This is a genomic window from Anaeromyxobacter dehalogenans 2CP-1, from assembly GCF_000022145.1.
GTDB classification, from domain to species: Bacteria; Myxococcota; Myxococcia; order Myxococcales; family Anaeromyxobacteraceae; genus Anaeromyxobacter; species Anaeromyxobacter dehalogenans.
On sequence record NC_011891.1, the window covers coordinates 4,121,646 to 4,137,696 of the forward strand.

General features: G+C 75.2%; 18 protein-coding genes and 1 tRNA gene. 3 read left to right on the forward strand and 16 right to left on the reverse strand.

Annotated elements, in window-relative coordinates:
* Positions 1–29: 29 nt before the first annotated feature.
* Positions 30–104 (reverse strand) — tRNA-Gly (locus tag A2CP1_RS18650).
* Positions 105–230: 126 nt separating this feature from the next.
* Between A2CP1_RS18650 and A2CP1_RS18655 the strand changes: the two genes are divergently transcribed.
* A complete protein-coding gene (locus A2CP1_RS18655) occupies positions 231–1,439 on the forward strand; it encodes a glycosyltransferase family 9 protein (protein ID WP_245529838.1) in 1,209 nt (402 codons plus the stop codon).
* Between the two features lie 175 nt (positions 1,440–1,614).
* Here A2CP1_RS18655 and pgsA read toward each other — a convergent pair whose 3' ends face one another.
* The 3 genes from pgsA to A2CP1_RS18670 are packed head-to-tail and all read right to left on the reverse strand — an operon-like array spanning position 1,615 to position 4,175.
* Complete coding sequence (pgsA, locus tag A2CP1_RS18660; protein ID WP_015934799.1) at positions 1,615–2,265, reverse strand: CDP-diacylglycerol--glycerol-3-phosphate 3-phosphatidyltransferase; 651 nt, start codon at positions 2,263–2,265, stop codon at positions 1,615–1,617.
* Positions 2,262–3,542: a tetratricopeptide repeat protein gene (locus tag A2CP1_RS18665; protein WP_015934800.1), complete on the reverse strand. Its 1,281-nt coding sequence runs from the start codon at positions 3,540–3,542 to the stop codon at positions 2,262–2,264. The genes pgsA and A2CP1_RS18665 overlap by 4 nt, the downstream gene beginning before the upstream one ends.
* Positions 3,543–3,545: 3 nt before the next feature.
* Positions 3,546–4,175 carry a lytic transglycosylase domain-containing protein gene (locus tag A2CP1_RS18670; RefSeq protein ID WP_015934801.1) on the reverse strand — a complete coding sequence of 210 codons (630 nt, stop codon included), beginning with the start codon at positions 4,173–4,175 and terminating at the stop codon, positions 3,546–3,548.
* Positions 4,176–4,247: 72 nt separating this feature from the next.
* Between A2CP1_RS18670 and nadB the strand changes: the two genes are divergently transcribed.
* Positions 4,248–5,855, forward strand: a complete 1,608-nt coding sequence (gene nadB, locus A2CP1_RS18675) for an L-aspartate oxidase (protein WP_015934802.1) — start codon at positions 4,248–4,250, stop codon at positions 5,853–5,855.
* A 61-nt stretch (positions 5,856–5,916) separates the two neighbouring features.
* On the opposite strand, the gene A2CP1_RS18680 is transcribed toward nadB, so the two are convergent.
* The 8 genes from A2CP1_RS18680 to A2CP1_RS18715 all read right to left on the reverse strand — a co-directional run bounded on the left by A2CP1_RS18680 (position 5,917) and on the right by A2CP1_RS18715 (position 11,224).
* Positions 5,917–6,543 carry a hypothetical protein gene (locus A2CP1_RS18680; protein WP_015934803.1) on the reverse strand — a complete coding sequence of 209 codons (627 nt, stop codon included), beginning with the start codon at positions 6,541–6,543 and terminating at the stop codon, positions 5,917–5,919.
* Positions 6,540–7,112, reverse strand: coding sequence for an orotate phosphoribosyltransferase (gene pyrE, locus A2CP1_RS18685; RefSeq protein ID WP_015934804.1), 573 nt, complete (start codon positions 7,110–7,112; stop codon positions 6,540–6,542). Before pyrE ends, A2CP1_RS18680 begins: the two co-directional genes overlap by 4 nt.
* Complete coding sequence (locus tag A2CP1_RS18690) at positions 7,109–7,945, reverse strand: ParB N-terminal domain-containing protein (RefSeq protein WP_015934805.1); 837 nt, start codon at positions 7,943–7,945, stop codon at positions 7,109–7,111. The genes pyrE and A2CP1_RS18690 overlap by 4 nt, the downstream gene beginning before the upstream one ends.
* A gap of 90 nt (positions 7,946–8,035) precedes the next feature.
* Entirely contained in the window at positions 8,036–8,575 is a 540-nt protein-coding gene (locus A2CP1_RS18695) for a bactofilin family protein (protein ID WP_012527617.1), read from the reverse strand.
* 3 nt (positions 8,576–8,578) lie between these two features.
* Positions 8,579–8,947 carry a bactofilin family protein gene (locus A2CP1_RS18700; RefSeq protein WP_012527618.1) on the reverse strand — a complete coding sequence of 123 codons (369 nt, stop codon included), beginning with the start codon at positions 8,945–8,947 and terminating at the stop codon, positions 8,579–8,581.
* A 122-nt stretch (positions 8,948–9,069) separates the two neighbouring features.
* The gene (locus A2CP1_RS18705) at positions 9,070–9,942 is read right to left on the reverse strand and encodes an alpha/beta hydrolase (protein WP_015934806.1); all 873 of its coding nucleotides are present in this window, start codon (positions 9,940–9,942) and stop codon (positions 9,070–9,072) included.
* Positions 9,943–9,974: 32 nt separating this feature from the next.
* Positions 9,975–10,547: a ribonuclease E gene (locus A2CP1_RS18710; RefSeq protein WP_015934807.1), complete on the reverse strand. Its 573-nt coding sequence runs from the start codon at positions 10,545–10,547 to the stop codon at positions 9,975–9,977.
* 53 nt (positions 10,548–10,600) lie between these two features.
* Positions 10,601–11,224, reverse strand: a complete 624-nt coding sequence (locus A2CP1_RS18715) for a MerR family transcriptional regulator (protein WP_015934808.1) — start codon at positions 11,222–11,224, stop codon at positions 10,601–10,603.
* A 206-nt stretch (positions 11,225–11,430) separates the two neighbouring features.
* Here A2CP1_RS18715 and A2CP1_RS18720 point away from each other — a divergent pair, with 206 nt between their 5' ends.
* Positions 11,431–12,243 (forward strand): carbon-nitrogen hydrolase family protein, encoded by an 813-nt coding sequence (locus A2CP1_RS18720; protein WP_015934809.1) that lies wholly within the window; start codon positions 11,431–11,433, stop codon positions 12,241–12,243.
* An 8-nt stretch (positions 12,244–12,251) separates the two neighbouring features.
* Here A2CP1_RS18720 and A2CP1_RS18725 read toward each other — a convergent pair whose 3' ends face one another.
* The 4 genes from A2CP1_RS18725 to A2CP1_RS18740 all read right to left on the reverse strand — a co-directional run bounded on the left by A2CP1_RS18725 (position 12,252) and on the right by A2CP1_RS18740 (position 16,029).
* A complete protein-coding gene (locus tag A2CP1_RS18725) occupies positions 12,252–12,962 on the reverse strand; it encodes an MXAN_2562 family outer membrane beta-barrel protein (RefSeq protein ID WP_015934810.1) in 711 nt (236 codons plus the stop codon).
* Positions 12,962–13,885, reverse strand: a complete 924-nt coding sequence (locus tag A2CP1_RS18730) for a fibronectin type III domain-containing protein (protein WP_150106367.1) — start codon at positions 13,883–13,885, stop codon at positions 12,962–12,964. Before A2CP1_RS18730 ends, A2CP1_RS18725 begins: the two co-directional genes overlap by 1 nt.
* A 162-nt stretch (positions 13,886–14,047) precedes the next feature.
* Complete coding sequence (locus tag A2CP1_RS18735; RefSeq protein WP_015934812.1) at positions 14,048–15,067, reverse strand: aspartate-semialdehyde dehydrogenase; 1,020 nt, start codon at positions 15,065–15,067, stop codon at positions 14,048–14,050.
* A gap of 65 nt (positions 15,068–15,132) precedes the next feature.
* On the reverse strand, positions 15,133–16,029 hold the full coding sequence (locus A2CP1_RS18740; protein ID WP_015934813.1) for a TIGR01777 family oxidoreductase: 897 nt from the start codon (positions 16,027–16,029) through the stop codon (positions 15,133–15,135).
* Positions 16,030–16,051: the final 22 nt, after the last annotated feature.

Sequence of the window (16,051 nt, forward strand, 5' to 3'; positions counted from 1 at the left end):
AAAACCCCCGGCCGAAGCCGGGGGTTAGATGGAGCGGGAAAAGGGATTTGAACCCTCGACCCTCGCCTTGGCAAGGCGATGCTCTACCACTGAGCTATTCCCGCAAGAAGGCTCGCGAAGGTGGAGGTTTATAGAGGGACCGCCCGAGGGGTGTCAAGCGGGTTTCGGCACGCCTCGAACACGCCCTCGCGACGGGCCTCGGCGGGCCCACGGTGTATCATCCGCGCCCCGTGCCGGACCCGGTCATCGCCCCCTCGCCCTCCCCCGTCCCGCCTCCCCCGCCGGCTCCGCCGCGCGGGTTCTTCGCGCGGCTGCGCAAGCAACGCGAGGACGCGCGACGGCAGGCGCAGGTGGGCGGCGGACGGCAGCGGGGGCCGGTGGGCGACCTCTTCCGCGCGCTCGGGCGCGGGCTGGCGCTGGGGCTCGCGAACCTGGTGCTCCCCCGTCCGCGGGCGCCGGTGCCGGCGCCCGCGACGATCCGCCGGCTGCTCGTCATCCGCGTGGACGAGCGGGTGGGCAACCAGCTCCTCACCACCCCGCTCCTCCGCGCGCTGAAGCTGGGCCTGCCGCGGACCGAGCTCCACCTGCTGGCGCCGAAGCAGGGCCTCCTCGTCGCCTCGCCGCACGTGGACCGGTTCCACCTCTGGCAGAAGCGCGACGCGTTCCGCGCCCCGCTCCGGCAGCTGGGGCAGCTGCGTGCGCTCCGGCGCGAGCGGTTCGACGTGGTCCTCGAGGCGGGTCACTGGTCCGCCTGGTCGCTCACCGCCTCGATCCTCGCCCGGCTGCTGGGTGGCCGGCGCGCCATCGTGGGCCACGACCGCGGGGAAGCGGCACGCTTCCTCTCGCACCCGGTGCCGCACGATCCGGCGAGCGTCGCGGAGGTCCCGGCGAAGCTGGAGCTGCTCGCGCCGCTGGGGCTGCCGGCGCGCGGCCTGGAGCTGGAGACGGGGCTGGGGCGCGACCTCGCGGCCGCCGACGCGGCGCTGGCGGCGGCGGGCATCTCGGGCCCGTTCGCGCTGCTGAACCCGGGCGCGCGCCTGGCGGACCGGCGCTGGCCGGCGGAGTCCTACGCGGCGGTGGCGCGGGGGCTCTCCGAGCGCGGCCTCCGCGTGCTGGTGGTCTGGGGCCCGGGCGAGGAAGGGCTGGCGGCGGCCATCGTGGAGGGCTCGGGCGCGCGGCTCGCGCCGCCGACCGACCTCGACCGGCTCGCGGGGCTGATGCGGCGGGCGCGGCTGGTGGTCTCGAACAACAGCGGCCCGATGCACCTCGCGGTCGCGGTGGGCGCGCCGACGGTGGGCGTGTTCTTCCGCGGCGACTCGGCGCGCTGGGGCCACGCGATCCCGGCGTTCGCGGCGGCGGAGGTGCGGAGCGACGCGGAGGCGCCGGCGGTGCTGGCGGCGTGCGACCGGGTGCTCTCGCTCGACGCGCGGCGCGGGTGACGGTCCCTCGACTCCGGTCACGGCCTGACGGCCGTGACCTACGCTCGGGATGAGCGCCGGGTCGATGCTCGGGATGAGCGCGGGGTTGACGCTCGGGATGAGCGGGGCACCGCTCGGGATGAGCGGGGCACCGCTCGGGATGAGCGGGCCAGGCTTGGGATGAGCGGGGCAGGATCTACCCGCGCGACGTGCGGCGGTTCGGGCGGACGTCCTCGGAGGCCTGCGCCTCGCCCTCGCGGCGGTACACGGCGCGGATGAAGTTCGCGAAGTAGCTCACCGCGGACCAGACCGAGAAGAACAGCGAGATGTAGATGAGCCAGGTGCCGACCCGGTTCGCGTCGAGGTCGAACGAGAAGACGAGCGCGTCGATCGGGTAGGTGTAGTGCAGCAGCAGGAACGTGATGCCGGCCACCTGGAACGCGGTCTTGTGCTTCCCCTCCTGCCCGGCGGCGATGACGATCCCCTCGCTCATGGCGATGGTGCGCAGGCCGGTCACGATGAACTCGCGCGCCAGCACCACGATGCACACCCACGCGGCCACGCGGCCGAGGTGCACGAGCATCACCAGCGCCGCCATGACGATGAGCTTGTCGGCGAGCGGGTCGAGGAACTTGCCGATGACGGTGACGAGGTTCTTGCGCCGCGCCACCCAGCCGTCGAGGAAGTCGGTGGCGCCGGTCACCGCGTACAGCACCGCGGCGATGAAGCTGTCCACCCGCGACTCGTAGTAGGTGAACCACAGGAACACGGGGATGAGCGCGATCCGCGTGAGGGTGATCGCGTTCGGGAGGTTGAGCGCCTCCCGGCGCAGCGAGCGCGCGCTCACGGGGCGCTCCCGCCGACGGCGGCGTCGGGATCCGCGAGGACGCGCCCCTCGCCGGAGAGCTCCACCACCGCCGTGCCGGCGCCGTCCTCGGCGAGCCCCACCAGCCGCGGCGTGAGCGCCCCGGTCCACCCGACCAGCGCCGCGAGCGGCAGGCGCACGGCCGCCGACGTGGACGCCTCGAGCGCGAGCGGCGCGCCGGCGGTGACGAGCAGCATGCCGCCGCGGCCGCGCAGGTGGACCAGGCTCAGCTCGGCGCCGCTGGTGGACGGCACCCGGCCGTTCTCGAACGCGAGCCCGTCCTCGAACCCGAACACGGCCTCCTCGCGGAGGTAGACCGCCTCGCCGTCCAGCTCGAGCGCGGTGAACCGGCGCCCGGACGCCGCGTACAGCAGCGCCCCCTCCCCGGACGCGCGGTGCATCCGGGTGGCGCCCTCGCCGAAGGGCCGCTCGGTGGCGCGGCCGCGGAAGCGCATCAGCTCGCCGCCGAGCGTCACCTCGCCCCGGACCGCGAACAGGCCGTCGAGCCGGACCCGGACCGTCCCGCGGACGGTCACGGTCAGGAGGCCGTCACGGACCGTGAACGGGGCCGCGGGTGCGGCGGGCACGAGCCGGGCGTCTCCCCACGCGGCGAGCGTGGGCACCGCGGCGGCGGACGGCTCGGCCTCCGGCGCGGGCGGCGGCACGACGCGCAGCACCGGCACGCTGCCGGGGACGGGGGTGACGTAGGGCTCGGGCGCGGGGGGCTCGCCGGCCGCGGGCGTCGGCGCCTCGGGCGGCGCGGGCGGGGGCGGGACGGTCCAGCCGCTGGCGACGAGCTCGTCGCAGCGCGCCACCATGTGGTCGCTGCCGGCCTTGCGGAACCACTCCCGCGCGCCGGCGGGATCGCCGGACTCGAGCAGCGCGAGGCCGAGATAGCCCATGGCCTTGCGGTGGTCGGGGTTGAGGTCGAGCGCGATCTCGAGCTGCCGCCGCGCCTCCTCGTGGTGCTTCGCCTTCAGGAACGCGAGGCCGAGGTTGACGCGCGCGGCGGGCTCCACCGGGTTCTCGTCCACCAGCCGCTGCCACGCGATGGCGGCGTCGTCGAACTGGCCCTGGCGGTAGCAGGCCTGGCCGAGCAGCGCGAGCACCTTCGCGTCCTTGGGGCCGAGATCGAGCGCGCGCTCCAGCGCGGCGCGGGCCCGGTCGGCGTCCCCCTGCGCGAGCAGCTCCGTGCCGCGCGCCAGGTGGAAGGCGAGCTCGTCGTCGACGCCGTCGCCGCCGTCCGCGCGCCGCGCCACGGCTCACCGCCCTGCCTTGTAGGCCTCGTACAGCGCCACCACCTTGCGCACGTACTCCCGGGTCTCCGGGATGTTCGGCACGCCGTCGCCCGCGCGCCGGACCGCCTCGGGCCCGGCGTTGTACGCGGCGAGCGTCTTCACCATGTCGCCGGCGTACTGGTTCGCGAGGATGCGCAGGTAGCGCGCGCCGCCCTCGATGTTCTCGGCGGGCTCGTACGCGTCGCCCACGTACATGTCGCGGGCGGTGCCGGGCATGAGCTGCATGAGCCCCATGGCGCCCTTCTCCGAGACGGCCCGGTGATCGAAGTTCGACTCGACCGCCATCACCGCGAGGAGCAGCGCCTCGGGGAGGTTGTACTTCGTCGCGGCGGCCCGGATGTGCTCGCGGTACCGCGCCTGCGCCTCGGAGCGAGGGAGCGGCCGGGCGCGCGCCTGCGCCTTGCCTCCGCGGTACACCCCGCCGCCGTCCTTCAGCCGCGCGATGCGGCGGAAGCGCGGATCGCTGGGCGCGTTCGAGAAGTGCGCCACGCCGTCGGAGTCGACGTACGAATACAGATCGCTCGCCCGCGCGGCCGGAGCCGCCAGGACGGCGCCCAGCAGGGCGAACCTGGCGAGGTAGGGACGGACGGACATCGTCGAAAAAGTTACCAGCAGCACGCTCGGCCGGACAACTTTATTCCCGGAGCGCGTGCTACATCAAACGCCATGACCACACTGCCTGCACGAGAGAACGTGGACTTCCTGGTCCTTGGTGGTGGTGTCGCGGGGCTGACCTTCGCGCTCGAGGCGGCCGATCACGGATCGGTGCTGGTGCTGACGAAGCGGCAGCGCTCGGAGGGCTCGACGCAGTACGCGCAGGGGGGCATCGCGGGCGTGCTGGGCGCGGACGACGCGCCGGAGCTGCACGTCCAGGACACCCTGGTCGCCGGCGCCGGGCTGTGCAAGCGCGAGGCGGTCGAGGTCACGGTCCGCGAGGGACCGGACCGGCTGCGCTGGCTCATCGGCATCGGCGTCGAGTTCGACCGCGAGGCCCCCGACAAGCTCCACCTCACCCGCGAGGGCGGCCACTCGCGGCGTCGCATCGCGCACGCGAAGGACACCACCGGCCGCGAGGTGGAGCGGGCGCTGCTCGCCGCCTGCGACGCGAAGGGCATCCGGATCGTCGAGGACCAGGTCGCGATCGACGTCATCACGAGCGGCAAGCTCGGCCTGGGCGGCCCGAACCGCGCGCTCGGCGCCTACGTGCTCGACCGCGCCTCCGGCGACATCACCACGGTGACGGCGGGCGTGACGGTGCTCGCCACCGGCGGCGGCGGGAAGGTCTACCTCTACACCTCGAACCCGGACGTCGCGACGGGCGACGGGGTGGCGATGGCGTACCGGGCCGGCGCGACCATCGCGAACATGGAGTTCTTCCAGTTCCACCCCACCTGCCTGTTCCACCCGCAGGCGAAGAGCTTCCTCATCTCCGAGGCGTGCCGCGGCGAGGGCGGCATCCTCCGCAACGGCGCCGGCGAGGCGTTCATGTCGCGCTACGATCCGCGCAAGGAGCTGGCGCCGCGCGACATCGTGGCCCGCTCCATCGACGCCGAGATGAAGCGGCGCGGCGACGAGAGCGCGTTCCTCGACATGACGCACCTGCCGAAGAGCTTCCTCATCGAGCACTTCCCGAACATCTACGCCACCTGCAAGGAGTTCGGGATCGACATGGCGGTGCAGCCGATCCCGGTGGTGCCGGCGGCGCACTACATGTGCGGCGGCGTGGTGACCGACCTCATGGGCCGCACCTCGCTGCCGCGGCTGTTCGCGATCGGCGAGACGTCCTGCACCGGCCTGCACGGCGCGAACCGGCTCGCCTCCAACTCGCTGCTGGAGGGGCTGGTGTTCGGGCGCCGCGCCGCGCTGAGCGCCGTGGACGAGCTCGGCCACGTGGGCGGCACGCTCCCGACGATCCCGGACTGGAACCCCGGGGCCGCGCTCGCGCCCGAGGAAGGCGTGGTGGTCACGCACAACTGGGACGAGGTCCGCCGGCTGATGTGGAACTACGTCGGCATCGTCCGCACGCAGAAGCGCCTGGAGCGCGCGCGCACCCGGCTCGCGCTGCTGCGCGCGGAGATCCGCGAGTACTACTGGGAGTACCGGCTCACCCCGGACCTGGTGGAGCTGCGGAACCTCGCCGACGTGGCGATGCTGATCGTGGAGTGCGCGCGGCAGCGCAAGGAGTCGCGCGGCCTCCACTACCTGCTCGACCACCCGAAGCCCGACGACCGCTGGCTGCGCGACACGGTGATCACGCGCGGCGATCTCGAGTGAGCGGCCGCGCCGGTCCGCGCCCGGGCCCGCGCGCGCGGGCCCGCGGCGCGCCGCAGGCCGCCTACAGGTCGGGATCCGACTCGAGCCGCGACGGCTCGGGCACGACGCCGAAGTCGAGGTCCATCCGGCCGAGGGCGCTCGTGATCGCGAGCACGTAGGGCCGGCCCTCCAGCGGCGGCGACGCGCTCGGGAAGCGCACCCGGTACACCACGTCGAACGTGCCCACGTACGGGAACAGCCCGGTCAGCGTGGCGTCCACGTCCAGCACCTCGACCTTCGCCGCGAGCAGCTCGCCCTCGTCGGTCCGCACCGCGACGCGCCAGATGCTCCTCGGCGCGTCGAGGTCGTTCTGCTTGCCGTTCGCGGTGTAGAGCGCGAGCAGGAACTCCTCGCCGGCGGCGGCCTCGGCGCGCTCGGTGGCGAGCCGGGCGTCGAGCTCGGCGGCGGTCCACCCGAGCCACGCGGCCAGCCGGCGGACGCGCGCCTCGCGCTCGGGGAGGCCCAGGTGCGTGGCGGTGGCGGTGGCGCGGTGCTCGAGGCCGTCGTAAAGGGTCGCCCGCCGCGTGGCGGCGGCGCGCAGGTCGGACCACTCGCCCTCGCGCGGCCCGGGGACGGGCTGGCGCGGGTGGAACGGACAGCCGGCGAGCGCCAGCGCGAGCGCGGCGGCGGCGAGCGCGCGCAGCCTCATGACATGAAGTCCGCGCGGGTGAACAGCGCCTGCAGCGGCACGCCCTGGGCCTCGATGGCCTCGCGCCCGCCCTCCTGCCGGTCCACCAGCGCCAGGCACGCCACCGGGACCAGGTGCTCGGCCCGGCAGCGCTCGATCGCCTTCAGCGCCGAGCCGCCGGTGGTCACCACGTCCTCGATCACCGCCACCCGGCTGCCGTCGGGGAGGGTCTTGCGCCCCTCGATCCACTGGCCGGTGCCGTGGCCCTTCGGCTCCTTGCGCACGATGAACGCGTCCACCGGGTCACCGGCGCCGGCGCCGGGGAGGAAGCTGGTGAGCGCCACCGCGCTCGCGATCGGGTCCGCGCCGAGCGTGAGCCCGCCCACGCCGCGCACCGGCGGCGTGAGGCCGCGCACGCGCTCGAGCAGCAGCCGCCCGATGAGGACGTGCCCCTCGGCGGTGAGCGCGGTGCGCTTGCAGTCGATGTAGAAGTCGCTCTCCTTGCCGGAGGCGAGGACCACCTTGCGGCGCTCGAACGACAGGCTGCGCAGGAGCTCGAGCAGCCGCGCGCGATCCCGTTCCAGGCTCATGGTTCGTCCTCCCTGCGCTCGAGGTGGGGGAGCAGCTCGGCCATCCAGCGGACCTGCTCGAGCACCGCGCGGCGGCCGTCGGCCGGCAGCTCGCGCCAGGACTCGAACGCCACCGCCAGGTCCGAGTTCACCTGGTACAGCCGCGCGGCCACGTCCGCAACGAGCTCCTCGGGGGTGACCTCCTCCGCCCCGGCCTCGGCCTCGGCGGCCGCCCCTCCCTCACCGGGCTCGGGCGAGGCCGCGGGCGCGGCGACCGCCTCGAGGTGGTGCGGCGCCGGCTCCGGCTCGAGGCCGCCGTCGTCGTCGGGGGCGGGCCCGGCCGCCTCGGCGGCGGGCCCGGCGGTGAGGAACTCGAAGAATCGCTCGCGCAGCTCGGGCTCCACCGGCGCGCGCACCAGCGCGTCGTCGAGCAGCTCCTCGGCCCAGGGCGCGACGCCGGTCTGCTCCAGCCGCTCGCGCAGCAGGCGCAGGCCGTCGCGGTCGAGCGGCTCGGTGAGGAGCGCCTGGCCGAGCGCGAGGCCCCACGCGTCGTCGTCGTCGAGCGTCGTGTGCAGCCGCGCCAGCACCCGGCCGCGCATCAGCATGCGCAGCGCGGCGATGCGCCGGAACCCGGCCACCACCTGGAACCGCGGCCCCTCGGTGCCGGCGCCGGGCAGCGGCCGCAGCTCGACGGGCACGAGCTGCCCGAGGCGGCCGATCGACGCGGCCAGGGCCGAGACGTCGGCCTCCTCGCGGACGCGGAACGTTGCGTCCAGCGCGAGCGCCGAGAGCGGTACGAACTCGACGGCGCCCGTCGCATGGGCGGGCGCCGCGGTGCGCGGTTCGAGCTCCACGTCCACCTCCGCTCGATCCGCGCGGGGCCCGCGGGCCGGGCGGGGGCCGGGTCGCGACCCGGTCCCCTCCCATTCCGCGCGGGATCGGGACTACTTCCGCTTGACGATCACCTTGCGCTTCACCGCGCCCATGGCGACCGGCGCCGGCGGAGCGGGCGGCTTCGGAGCGGACGGCTCCTCCACCTTGCGGATCTCGGGCCGCGGGGCCGGCATGGCCGGGCGCGGCGCGGGGCGCAGCGCGGGACGGGCCGGGGCCGCCGCGACCGCGCGGGCGGCGCGGGCCTCGGGCTCGGCCTCGATCTCCACCTCGCCCATGTCGATGCGGCCGCGGAAGCTGGCGCCGTCCACGATGATGACGCGGGGCGCCTGGATGTCGCCGATCATCCGGCCTTCCCGGGTGATCTCGACCGACTCGGTGGCGGTCACGTTGCCGACCACCGCGCCCGCGATCACGCAGTTGCGGACCTGGACCTCGGCCTTGACCGTGCCGGTGGGCTCCACCACCAGGGTCTTGGTGAGGGTCAGCGTCCCCTCGACGCGGCCGCGGACCGTCAGGTCCTCGTCGCCGTTGAGGGAACCGCTGATGAGGATCGACTCGCCGATGATGGTGCTGCCGTCAGTGGTCGCCACGGCTCACTTCCCCTTCGTCTCACGGACTTCCATGTCCACGTTGCCCTTGAACAGGGCGCCATCGGCGATCAGGATGCGCGGCGCGCGAATGTCGCCGACCACCTTGCAATCGGCCTTCAGCTCGACCTTGTCGCTCGCGTTGATGTTGCCCGTCACCTGGCCCGACACCTCGACGTTCGCCGTCTCGATGTCCGCCTCGATGACGCCCGACGACTCGACGAAGAGGCTCTCTCGCAGGCTGATGCGGCCCTTGACGGTGCCCTGGATCACCAGGTCCTCGTCGCCCGAGATCTCGCCGTCGATGACGATCGAGCTTCCGATGACCGTGTGCGCGCCGGCGCGCGACGCCGGGACCTTCTCGATGCCAGCCATGTTCCGCAGCCCTCCACGAGCCTGTGGTGATCCCCCGATGAACATCGGTTCGTAAGACCCGCGCAGGATAGAGGTCCGTTCGAGGGCCAGTCAACAGGGTGTTCCGCGCACACACGCAGCGTTCAACGCGGCGCGCGTGCCGAGAGCCAGGCGACCGCCTCGGCGATCGGGCGGGCGCGCTCGGCCTCGTTCAGCACCTCGTGTCGGAACCCCGCGTACACCTCGAGCCGCTTGTCGTCGCTGCGCGCCGCGGAGACGAAGGCGCGCGTCGCGTCGAGCCCCACCACGCGGTCCGCCCCGGCCGCGAGCACGAGCAGCGGCGCCGTCCACTCGCCCGCCCGCCGCGCCACCTCGGCCTGCGCGCGCCGCGCCTCCTCGAACCAGCGCGGCGTCGTCACGCGCCCGTAGAGCGGGTCGCGGGCGGTCCAGCGCTGCAGGTCCGGATCCGAGGTGAGGTCGACGGGATCGAGGCCGGAGGAGATGGGCAGCCAGGGCACGAGCCGGCCCAGGGTGCGGGCCGCGAGGAGCTTCGCGAGCGGCGCCCGGGTGGCGAGCGCGTAGAACGGCGAGGTGAGCACGAACCCGGTCACGTGCCGCCCCCGGCTCAACCCCCACAGCGTCGCGATCAAGGCGCCCTGGCTGTGCGCCAGCACGAACAGCCGCTCGCCGGCGACGCCGTCCTGCGCGAGCTTGGCCACGAGCGCGTCGAGGTCGGCGAGGTAGTCGGCGAACGCGTCCACGTGCCAGCGCCGGCCGTCGGACTGGCCGTGGCCGCGGAAGTCGAGCAGCGCCACCTGGAAGCCGGCGCGCACCAGCGCGGCGGTGATCCCGGCGTAGCGGCCGCAGTGATCGCCCCCGCCGTGCAGCACCGCCACCGTGGCGCGCGGCGCCGGCGGCGTGAAGCGCTGCCAGTACAGGCGCAGGTGATCGGCCGAGTTGATGAACCCTTCCTCGTGCCTCGCCTCGGCGTCGGACGGGAAGGAGGGGAGCGGCATCGGCGGGACGCTAGCGGCCGGGGGCGGCGGGGTCAAGGCGCGCCCGCGGTCCGGGCCCAGGCCCGCACGCGCTCGGCCGCGACCTCGTCGCCCGCCTCCAGGTACGCGTCCACCAGCCGGCGCCAGGGCTCCGGATCCGGCCGCTCGCCGGCGCGCCCGAGCGCCTCCTCGACCCGGATGGCCCTGCGCAGCTCCTCGAGCTCGCGCTCGCGCTCCCCGCGGCCGGCGGCGAGGTCGGCGAGCAGCAGGTGCGCCTGCGAGGCCGCCGGACCGCCCGCGGCGAGCGCCACCGCGCGCCGGGCCTCGCCCTCGGCCAGCTCCTCCTGCCCGGCCCGGGCGAGCGCCTCCGCCAGCGAGGCGTGCAGCTCCGGGCTGGCCTCGTCGTAGGCGACCGCGCGCCGGAGCGCCGCCACCGCGCCGGCATCGTCGCCGGCGCCGCGCGCGCGGCGGGCCTCGAGGTAGTGCGCGATGGCGCGCGGGGAGACGAACCGCGCGGCGGGCGTCGGCGTGCCCTGGCCGGCGGCGGCCGCGGGACGCGCGCCGGCGCACCCGGCGCCGAGGGTGGCGAGGAGCGCGGCGGCGAGCGGGAAGGCGAGCGGACGCATGGCGGCCCGCGGTGCGGGCGGAGCTGGAGGATACCGGCGGGCGGGCCCCCGGTTCAATCCGGGTCGTCGGCGCGCCTGACGCGGGGCCGCCGGCCGCTGCGCGCCTTCAGCGGCGCCGGCCCGCCGGCGCGGAGCGCCGCGTCCACCGCGGCGGGGAGCGCGCCGTCGACGAGCGGCCGCGTCACCGCCGCGGCGCAGCCGGCCTCGCGGAGCGGCTCGCCCCAGTCGACGTGGGCGACGGCCACCACCGGTACGCCGGTCAGCTCGCGGTCCGCCTGGAACGCGCGCAGCGTCTCGCCCCCGTCCGGCCCTGTCGCATGCAGCACCACCGCGTCCGGCGCGAAGCGCGCCGCCGCGGCCCCGGCCGCGAACCCCGGGGCGGCCTGCTCCACCGCGTACCCGGCCACCGCGAGCTGGCGCGCCGTCCCCTCGCGCGCCGGGCCGGGCTCCGCCACCACCAGCACCTTGCGGCGCGCCGGCGCCGCGCCGGACAGCTCCTCGGGCACCGGCATCCCGTGCCGGAGCATGAACGCGGCCAGCTCCTCGCGCGCGATGCGCCGGTGGCCGCCGGGCGTCCGGTGCGCCTTCAGGCGCCGGGCCTCGATCCAGTTCACCACCGTGGGCAGCGAGACGCCGAGGAGCCGGGCCGCCTCGAACGTCGTGTAGAAGCCGGGCATGCGCGGCAAGTCTAGACGTCCGCTCATCGTTCGTGAACGGTCAGCGAGCGAAGCGAGCCCGCCGGGGCGGCGGCGCGGAAGCGGCGCAGCCGCTCGCGCCGGCGCAAGGGACCCGGCGAGCAGGGTGGGGCGGGGCGCAGCCCCGTCAGATCGTCCCGCGCCCCCCGGGCGTGCCAGGGCCCGCCCGGGAATGCTAAGGAGAGCCCATGGCTGCTCCCACCTACCTGCTCGGCGCGGTGCAGATGACGTCCACCGCGGACCGCTCCCGGAATCTCGAGACCGCGGTCCGGCTGGTGAACGAGGCGGCGGACCTCGGCGCCCGGCTCATCGGCCTGCCCGAGAACTTCGCGTACATGGGGCCCGAGGAGGGCCGCCGGGCCGGTGCCGAGACGCTGGAGGGGCCCACGGTGAGGGCGCTCTCCGAGGTGGCGCGGCGGCGCGGCGTGTACGTGCTGGCCGGGTCGATCGCGGAGAAGGTGGACGACCCGGGCAAGACCGCCAACACGAGCGTGCTCATCGCGGACGACGGCCGGGTGGCGGCCGCGTACCGCAAGATCCACCTGTTCGACGTGTCCATCCCCGACGGCGCGCGCTACGCCGAGTCCGAGGTGGTGGTGCCGGGCGACAAGGTCGTGATCGCGCCCACGCCGCTCGGGCGCGTCGGGCTCACCGTCTGCTACGACCTGCGCTTCCCGGAGCTGTACCGGAAGCTGGCCGGGCTCGGCGCCGAGGTGATCACCATCCCCGCCGCGTTCACGCTGTTCACCGGCAAGGACCACTGGGAGGTCCTGCTCCGCGCGCGCGCCATCGAGAACCTGGCCTACGTGATGGCGCCGGCGCAGGTGGGCCGCCACTCCGCCAGCCGGCAGACGTTCGGCAACGCGATGATCGTGGACCCGTGGGGCGTGGTCCTCGCCCGCTGCCCCGACGGCGAGGGCGTGTGCGTGGCCCCGTTCCGCCGCGAGCGGCTGGAGCAGGTGCGCCAGGAGCTCCCGGCGCTGAAGCACCGGAAGCTCTAGGCGAACGCCTAAAACACGAACATCAGGCCCCCGGCCATCGCCAGGTCCTTGTTCGACAGGTCCCAGCTCTTCTTCGAGCCGAAGTCGTCCACCTTCGCCTGCGTGACGTCGAAGAACAGGTAGGTGTGGTTGATGCCGGTCTCGCGGTCGAGATCGCGGGCGCTGCCCGGGTCGACGATGTCGAGCAAGAGCGCCACGCCGGCGGTCCAGGACCAGCCGTTGGTGGCGCCGGACTCGACCGACTTGCCGCGGCCGTCGGTCACCCACCAGTTGTAGCGCTCGGCCGCGAGGCGCGCGTACGGCGCGAGCGGCACGTGCCACTGCTCGGCCATCCAGTCGAAGCGGTAGGTGAGCGTGAGGCTGGTGGGGATGATGTTGAAGGTGGTCTTGTCGCCCGAGCGCACCGGCGTGCCGGAGACGTCCACGATGCCCTTGCCCGCGTCGCGGAAGTAGCCGCTGCGGAACCCGGCCTCGAGGACGCCGACGCCGGAGTAGAGCGCGTAGCCCATGCCGGCGCGGAACATCCAGCCCTTCCCGCCGCCGAACACCTGCTCGTAGGGGCCGGGCTTCGCGAAGCCGGAGTCCACGTCGGGCGTGTAGTTGCCGGCGCCGAGCTCGATCGAGCCGCGCTTCGGCGAGGGCTGCGCGCGCGCCGGCCCGGGGGCGGCGAGGAGCGCCGCCGCGGCGAGGGCCGCGAGCGTCAGGGTGGCGGAGCGCATCACGGCTTCCTCCTGCGGAGCGCCGCGAGCGCGGCGGCGCCGATCATGGCGAGCGCGCCGGTGCCGCCCGCGCCGCAGCCGCCGGAGTCGGTGCCGCCCCGCGCCTTGTACTGCTCCCAGAAGTCGGAGACCGGCACGGGGGTGGCGCTCACGGTGGCGGAGGGATCGCTCGGGTTGCCCGACTCGGTGTACGCGACCACCTGGACGTCGTAGGTGACGCCGTTGGTGAGCCCGCCGAGGCGCAGGCTGGTCCCGGTGACCCGCTTCGAGGGTACGGTGTCGGTGGTGCCGGCCGGGGTGGCGCGCACCTGGTACTCCTCGGTCCGCTCGGCGCCGCCGGTTCCGTTCTCCCAGTTCACGTTGAGCGCGTTCTCGCCCGGCGTGACGCTGACGTTCACCGGGGTGGCGGGCTTCGCGGTGCTGAGCGTCACGGAGCCCTGCGCGAAGCCGCGCCGCGTGCCGCTCGAGTCGTACCAGTGCACGCAGATGTAGATGGTCTTCACCTGGGCCGTGCAGGCCTGCAGCCCCACCGCGTTCACGATGGTGACGGGGTCGAACGCCTGGGGCGTGAGCACGGCGGCGTCGTCGGCGGGGAGGCTCGCGATCTGACCGGCCTGGATGCCGTTCGTCGTGTCGTTGCTCTCGGCGCAGTAGCCCTGGTTCGTGCCGGTGGTGTTGTACGCACCCTGCGTGGCGGCGAAGATCTGGTACCGGCCGCGGGTCTCGAACGTGCCGCTCTTCACCTGGATCTGCCAGATGAGGTTGAGCGGCGCGGTATCGGCAGCGCCGATGCACTGCGCGGCGTTGATGTACTTGTCTTCCGGCTGCTTGCTGGGCAGCACCTGGCCCGCGGTCGGGTTGGTCTGACCGGCCGCCAGCAAGGGGGCCGCGAGGAGTGTGGCGGCGAGGATCGCGCGTCTCATGACGCGCGGATTGTGCAAGTGGAGCGCCACCCGGGCAAGCATGCGTTCGCGAGGGGCGGCGCGTGGTTGCGCCGCGCCGCCGTGTGGCAGGACGCCCCGGACCGCCAAATTGGCAAAGGCTCTGCGGCCCTGCCGGCGAGGGTGACAAAATGGCAGCGCGCGCTAGAGCAGCGCGGCCAGCCGCTCCAGGATCTGCACCAGGTTGGTGGCCGCGCCCTTGCGCAGCTCGTCCGACACCACCATCAGCTCGAGCCCGCGCTCCTGCGAGCGGTCGTCGCGGAGGCGCCCGACCAGCACCGCGTCGTCGTTCACCGCCAGCATGGGCATCGGGTAGACGCCCTCCGCGGGCGCGTCGAGCACCTTCACGCCGGGCGAGCGGCGGAGCAGGTCGCGGGCCGCGGCCGCGGGGAGCGCCCTCGCGGTGGACGCGGTCACCACCGCCGCCTGCCCGTAGAACACCGGCACGCGCAGCGCGGTGGCGGCGACGCGCAGCCCGGGCGCGCCGAGCACCTTGCGCAGCTCGGTGGCGAGCCCGTCCTCCGCGTCGGTGCGGCCGTCCTCGAGGAACGCGCCCACCTGCGGGACCAGGTTGAACGCCAGCCGGTGCGGGACCGCGACGCCCGCCTCGGGCTCGCGCCCGTTCATGAGATCCATCGCCTCGCGCTCGAGCTGCTGGAGGGCGCGATGGCCGGCGGAGGCCGCCGGCTCGAGCAGCGTCGCCACCACCCGGTCCAGCCCGGCGGCCGCGTGCAGCGGCGCGAGCACCACCGAGAGCGCCGCCGCGGCGCCGCCCGGGCTCGCCACCACCCCGCGCGCGCGGAAGCCGTCCACCGCGGCGCCGTTCACCTCCGGCACCACCAGCGGCACGTCCGCCTCCAGCCGGAACGCCGGCGAGGCGTCCACCACCGCGCAGCCCTCCGCCCAGGCGCGCGGCGCCCACTCCCGCGCCACCGCGGCCGGCGCGCAGAAGATGGCGGCGTCCACGCCGCGGAACGCGCCCTCGGCCGGCGCCGCCACCGGCAGCTCGGCCCCGGCGTGCTCGAGGCGTGTGCCGGCGGAGCGCGCCGACGCGAGCAGCGTCAGGCGCGAGAGCGGCAGGCTGGACTCGCCCAGCGCGTCGAGCACCGCGCGGCCGACCAGGCCGGTGGCGCCGACGAGGGCGACGGAGATGGGCTTCGACATGACGGCGTTCCTCCGGGAGGCAGGGGGGCGGAACCTAGCGGCCCGCCGCGGCGGCGGCAAGCGCGCTACCGCGCGAGCAGATCCGCGAGCGCGGCGTCCAGGTCCGGGAAGCGGAACCGGTAGCCGAGCTCGAGCGCGCGGCGCGGCACCACCCGCTGGCTCGCCAGGACCACCTCGGCCATCTCGCCCACCGCGAGCCGGATGGCGAGCTCGGGCGTGCGCAGGAGCGCAGGCCGGTGCAGGACGCGCCCGACCGCCTGCGCCAGGTCGCGGTTCCGCGCCGGCGCGGGCGCGGCGGCGTTGAGCGGGCCGGCGGCGCGCGCGTCCTCGAGCGCGAGGAGCGCGAGGCCGACCTCGTCGTCGAGGTGGATCCAGGGCTGCCAGAAGTCGCCGCGCCCGAGCGGCCCGCCCGCGAGCAGCCGGAACGGCTGCACCAGCCGCGGCAGCGCCCCGCCCTCGCGCGCGAGCACGATGCCGGTGCGCAGCCAGACGACCCGCGCGCGCGCCTCGGCCGGCCGCGCCGCCGCCTCCCAGGCCTGGCTGACCTCGGCGAGGAACCCCTCCCCCGGCCCGGCGCCCTCGTCGAGCACCTGGTCGCCGCGCGCGCCGTAGAAGCCCACCGCGCTCCCCGACACGAGCACCCGCGGCCCGCCCGCCCGGAACACCGCGGCGATGCGCTCGGTGGAGCGCACCCGGCTGTCGCGGATGCGCCGCTTCTTCGCGGCGGTCCAGCGCCCCTCCACCGGCTCGCCGGCGAGGTGCACGCAGGCGTCGCAGCCGGCCAGCACCTCCTCCCAGTCGCCCGGCGCCGACGGGTCGCCCTCCACCACCCGCACGGCGGGCGGCAGCCCCGCGCGCGCGGCGGAGCGGGTGAGCGCGGTGACGGCGTGGCCGCGGGCGAGCAGCGCCGCCGCGACCGGCCGCCCGATGAGCCCGGTGGCGCCGGTGAGGAAGACGTGCATGCGGGGATTGTAGACGGCGGCG

Bases quoted from the DNA above. Each gene is read 5' to 3' on its own strand.
- A2CP1_RS18720 (WP_015934809.1), top strand. From the start codon at position 11,431: ATGGCTGCTCCCACCTACCTGCTCGGCGCGGTGCAGATGACGTCCACC.
- A2CP1_RS18725 (WP_015934810.1), bottom strand. From the start codon at position 12,962: ATGCGCTCCGCCACCCTGACGCTCGCGGCCCTCGCCGCGGCGGCGCTC.
- A2CP1_RS18710 (WP_015934807.1), bottom strand. From the start codon at position 10,547: ATGCGTCCGCTCGCCTTCCCGCTCGCCGCCGCGCTCCTCGCCACCCTC.
- A2CP1_RS18705 (WP_015934806.1), bottom strand. From the start codon at position 9,942: ATGCCGCTCCCCTCCTTCCCGTCCGACGCCGAGGCGAGGCACGAGGAA.
- pyrE (WP_015934804.1), bottom strand. From the start codon at position 7,112: ATGAGCCTGGAACGGGATCGCGCGCGGCTGCTCGAGCTCCTGCGCAGC.
- A2CP1_RS18730 (WP_150106367.1), bottom strand. From the start codon at position 13,885: ATGAGACGCGCGATCCTCGCCGCCACACTCCTCGCGGCCCCCTTGCTG.
- nadB (WP_015934802.1), top strand. From the start codon at position 4,248: ATGACCACACTGCCTGCACGAGAGAACGTGGACTTCCTGGTCCTTGGT.
- A2CP1_RS18735 (WP_015934812.1), bottom strand. From the start codon at position 15,067: ATGTCGAAGCCCATCTCCGTCGCCCTCGTCGGCGCCACCGGCCTGGTC.
- A2CP1_RS18740 (WP_015934813.1), bottom strand. From the start codon at position 16,029: ATGCACGTCTTCCTCACCGGCGCCACCGGGCTCATCGGGCGGCCGGTC.
- A2CP1_RS18715 (WP_015934808.1), bottom strand. From the start codon at position 11,224: ATGCCCGGCTTCTACACGACGTTCGAGGCGGCCCGGCTCCTCGGCGTC.
- A2CP1_RS18680 (WP_015934803.1), bottom strand. From the start codon at position 6,543: ATGAGGCTGCGCGCGCTCGCCGCCGCCGCGCTCGCGCTGGCGCTCGCC.
- A2CP1_RS18700 (WP_012527618.1), bottom strand. From the start codon at position 8,947: ATGGCTGGCATCGAGAAGGTCCCGGCGTCGCGCGCCGGCGCGCACACG.
- A2CP1_RS18670 (WP_015934801.1), bottom strand. From the start codon at position 4,175: ATGTCCGTCCGTCCCTACCTCGCCAGGTTCGCCCTGCTGGGCGCCGTC.